The organism is Gordonibacter sp., assembly GCF_036667095.1.
Classification (GTDB): domain Bacteria; phylum Actinomycetota; class Coriobacteriia; order Coriobacteriales; family Eggerthellaceae; genus Gordonibacter.
In genome coordinates this window covers 1-3,515 of sequence record NZ_JAVWUP010000233.1, presented here as the reverse complement: position 1 = coordinate 3,515, position 3,515 = coordinate 1, and the positions used below count along the sequence as shown (strand labels likewise).

Annotated in this window: 4 protein-coding genes and 1 pseudogene; 4 read left to right on the top strand and 1 reads right to left on the bottom strand. The window is 54.4% G+C overall.

The window, feature by feature from the left end; all coding sequences use genetic code 11:
* Positions 1-353: pseudogene (locus tag RR842_RS12935) on the top strand (hypothetical protein); the annotation flags it as partial.
* 196 nt (positions 354-549) lie between these two features.
* Here the strand turns inward: RR842_RS12935 and RR842_RS12930 are convergent.
* Entirely contained in the window at positions 550-762 is a 213-nt protein-coding gene (locus tag RR842_RS12930; protein WP_332521707.1) for a hypothetical protein, read from the bottom strand.
* 462 nt (positions 763-1,224) lie between these two features.
* On the opposite strand from RR842_RS12930, the gene RR842_RS12925 reads away from it, so the two are divergent.
* The 3 genes from RR842_RS12925 to RR842_RS12915 form a co-directional block, all read left to right on the top strand.
* Positions 1,225-2,478: a radical SAM protein gene (locus RR842_RS12925; RefSeq protein ID WP_332730020.1), complete on the top strand. Its 1,254-nt coding sequence runs from the start codon at positions 1,225-1,227 to the stop codon at positions 2,476-2,478.
* A gap of 212 nt (positions 2,479-2,690) precedes the next feature.
* The gene (locus RR842_RS12920; protein WP_332730019.1) at positions 2,691-3,236 is read left to right on the top strand and encodes a hypothetical protein; all 546 of its coding nucleotides are present in this window, start codon (positions 2,691-2,693) and stop codon (positions 3,234-3,236) included.
* A gap of 9 nt (positions 3,237-3,245) precedes the next feature.
* The coding region (locus tag RR842_RS12915; protein WP_332730018.1) for a helix-turn-helix transcriptional regulator at positions 3,246-3,515 on the top strand (270 nt) is incomplete at its 3' end.

The window sequence follows — 3,515 nt, the reverse complement described above, 5'->3', positions numbered from 1 at the left end:
GACGGGGTCACTGCGGCCATGCTGTCGAGCTGGAGAACAAGGGCGAGCAGGGTGGTAGCTACTACGTGTCAAACCTGAAAGAGTGTGCCGACAAATCCGGCAAAGTTACGCTCTATACCGACGCGAAGGTCGAGAGCCTGACGAAGGAAGGCTCTGCTGTTGCGGGTGTTACGGGCACGCGCCCCTCGTCAGGCGCTACCGTGAACGTGAAGGCGAAGTCGGTCGAGAAGGGCCACAGCTTCAAGGCCGACGATATCAAAGGCCTGGCCGGTCAGATCAAGGTGCCTGCTGATGCGTTGGCCGAGACGATCGAAGGGTGCAACGCCTGCGTGAAGGCCGGTGTAGATACCTAGATCGCTCCCGGCAAGCAATTGCTGGGCACCGAGGTTTCCGTTAGGAGCCTCCTTGCAGACGAGCCCCTTCGCTTGCAGCAGCGGGAGGAGCTCGTCTTGTGGAGGGCGTTGTTGTTCCCCGTAGTCAGAGAACCCGTCGTTGCGGGACGGGTGGGTTCGCCTCTTGGAGCGGAGCTGCCGAATCGACAGCCTAGTGCTAGTCGGCTAATGTTTCTGCGGACGGGTTCTCGGTGTGCGCGGCGGCTCTGCTCTTGCGGGCTATGGCTGCGCTCTCGGCAACTTTGCGCAGGATGTCGTCACGTACGGCCTCGATATTCTGGGGTCCGGCGGCAAAAAGCAGCGAACGCATGGCTTCGCTCAAAGAAGCAAAGTCGGAGTTTTGGGAATCGAGATGAGACTGAACGGGCATGATGGTGGTTTCACTTTCCGTAGGGTGACTATCGGGTAAAGCAGGTTGGTTGCAAAGTAGGTTGCGCAAAGCAGGTTGGGGCGTACCGGGTCAGCTTCCTCCCGCTCGGGGGGGGGGGAGGCTGTGCAAGACTTCGTCACGAACTTCCCTTTCCGGCGCGGAAAGCGGCATGCGCCCCATGTGCTTACGATACAAACCGTCTCTCTAAGTACAATACAAGTACGGTAACAGATAATGATATTCGTTTAACGATAAATATAACGCAAAATAGGTAGTATATGCAAATCGGTAAGGAGATGGTAAGGAAAGGCAAGGAAATAGGGCCGAAGAGCCTGTATTTCGGTGACGCACATCGACAGGGCGCAGGTGAACCGATAAAATGACGGAAAGGCGTATATACGACTTCACCGACTTGCACGAGGGGCAATGCCTATGCGGTCCAAGCGGTGTGGGGGAGGTTCCATGAGATTCGGTGATCAGGTGGTCTCGTTCGAGTTCGCCGGCTTTCCTATGGTCGGCAACTTGAGCACCGGGTATGCGATCGGCCTGACCGCCGAAGGTGCTGCCGTATGTGCTCGGCTTTTGGAGGAAGATGTTGAGGAGGCCGAGGTTGCTGCTGTGGATGCTGCGTTGCTCGAGCATTTGGGTCGAGGTGGTTTCTTCACCAGCGAGGCGCCCGTCGATGCGGTAGTGTCTGCTTACCTGCATGTGACGCAGCGGTGCAACCTGGATTGTGTCGGCTGCTATTCGCTGGACAGCCAGCGCAACCAGCTTGCCGATGCTCCCTTGGGTCAGATCAAGCATGCCCTCGATGAGCTGGCTGCGGCCGGTTTGGCCACGCTTATCATATCGGGTGGAGAACCGTTTTTGCGGAGCGACCTGCCGGACATCGTTGCCTATGCGAAACGCGACTGCGGCATCAAGGCGGTCACGGTGTTGTCGAATGGCTTGTGCATGACCGAGGAGACGCTTGCAGCGCTTGCGCCGCATGTCGATCGCGTCTCGGTGTCGTTCGACGGCTGCTCGGCATCTGCTCCGGCCTATATCAGGCAGGAGCAGCGTTTCGACGAGCTGGTCGAGGCGGTGGGCATGGTACGTGCGGCGGGGATTCCCGCCCATATCATCCCGACGGTGCATGCGAAGAACATAGATGATCTCAAAGACTACGTGCGCCTGTCGAAAGAGCTGGATGCGACGTTGAACTTCAGCCTTTTGACCTGCGCTCCGGATGACGAGCTGGCCAGCTTACTTCCCGACGAGGAGGCGCTGCGCCGTTTGGGTGCAAGCATGCTGACGCTGGATGACGGCAAGCCGATCTTGGCGATGGATGCTCCCGTTGCGCTTAACCTGACCGCAAAGAAGTGTTGCGGGGCTGGTTTCAGGTCGGTGAGCATTGGCGCGGATGGGACGGTTTATCCTTGCCATATGCTGCAACGCCCCGAGCTAGCTATGGGCAATGCGTTCACCGGCACGCTGTCCGAGGCGCTGGCAAGCGACGTGTCGGCTCAGTTCCAGGCGATGAGCGTCGATAAGTTCGACGGTTGCTCGGAATGCCGCTATATGCGAATTTGCGGGGGAGGCTGCAGAGCTCGCTCGCTTTTCGAGTCGGGCAGTTTGGAGTCGAAAGACTCCTACTGCGCGATGACTATGGAGTTCTACGACAGGTTGGGGGCAGCCATGCAGGCTGCCATGGAGAAAGCGAAAGGAGGTGCTTGATATGCTGTTTTATAGTGAGGCTGACCCGAGGGCAGTTTGCTATCCTATTGGGTTTGGCGGAATCTGTTTTGCGCCGGGAATATAGTATGCTCGAAAATGAAGTTAACAGCAATAGGCTCCTCTTTCAAGGGGAGCCTATTGCTGTTAAGTATCGCGTAATTATTTGATAAAATTATCATTATTTCCGTTTAGCTAAATAGGGTGGAGAAGTTATGTTGGATGAGGCAGAGCAGGAAACAAAAGATTCTTTGAAAAGAATAGGACGCGTGTGTAAATCCATAAGCCTGATAGTGAAAATCGTTTTTGGCGTGCTCTGCGTCTATTGGGTATTCACAACTGCTTTCATGGTTTTTGCTCTTGTTGGAGACAAGACGAGCGAGCATGCCTATGGGTTGAGCGTCTTGGGGGTTGTTCTTCATTTGGCATATATAGTTGTCATAGTGGCTCTATTTATGGTGATTAATGGAATATTTTCCGATGCGGCGAAAGGTGACTCTCCCTTTACCCTTAGTCAAGTCAAGAGATTGCGCCTGATCTCTGCCTTGCTGGTTGTTTACTGCGTTTTGGACTTTGCTATTACCTCAAACAATACTTTGCTAAACTACGACGGTTTGAACACGGGGTTTGTCTCAACCAACGACAATATGATCTTTCCATTAAACATCTCTCCCCTTATTGCGTCGGCTGTGGTCTTTGCCTTTTCTTTCGTTTTCAAATATGGCGTTCTCCTGCAAGAATTCTCCGACGACACAATATAAGCTATAGCCATGCCTATCATCCTTCATCTCGATCGGGTTATGGCTGATCGTAAGATGACGTTAAACGAACTTGCAGATAGAGTCGGCATTACGAACGTGAACATGTCGCGCATCAAGACGGGCAAGGTCAGGGCTATTCGGTTCTCGACGCTCGACGCTATCTGCGAGGTGCTCGATTGCCAGCCGGGGGATATTCTCAGACACATCTCCGTCGACAAGTCGCGTAACTTTTCCAGTGATGCAGGGGGAAGCATAATCGTGGATGATGTGCTGGTTGAC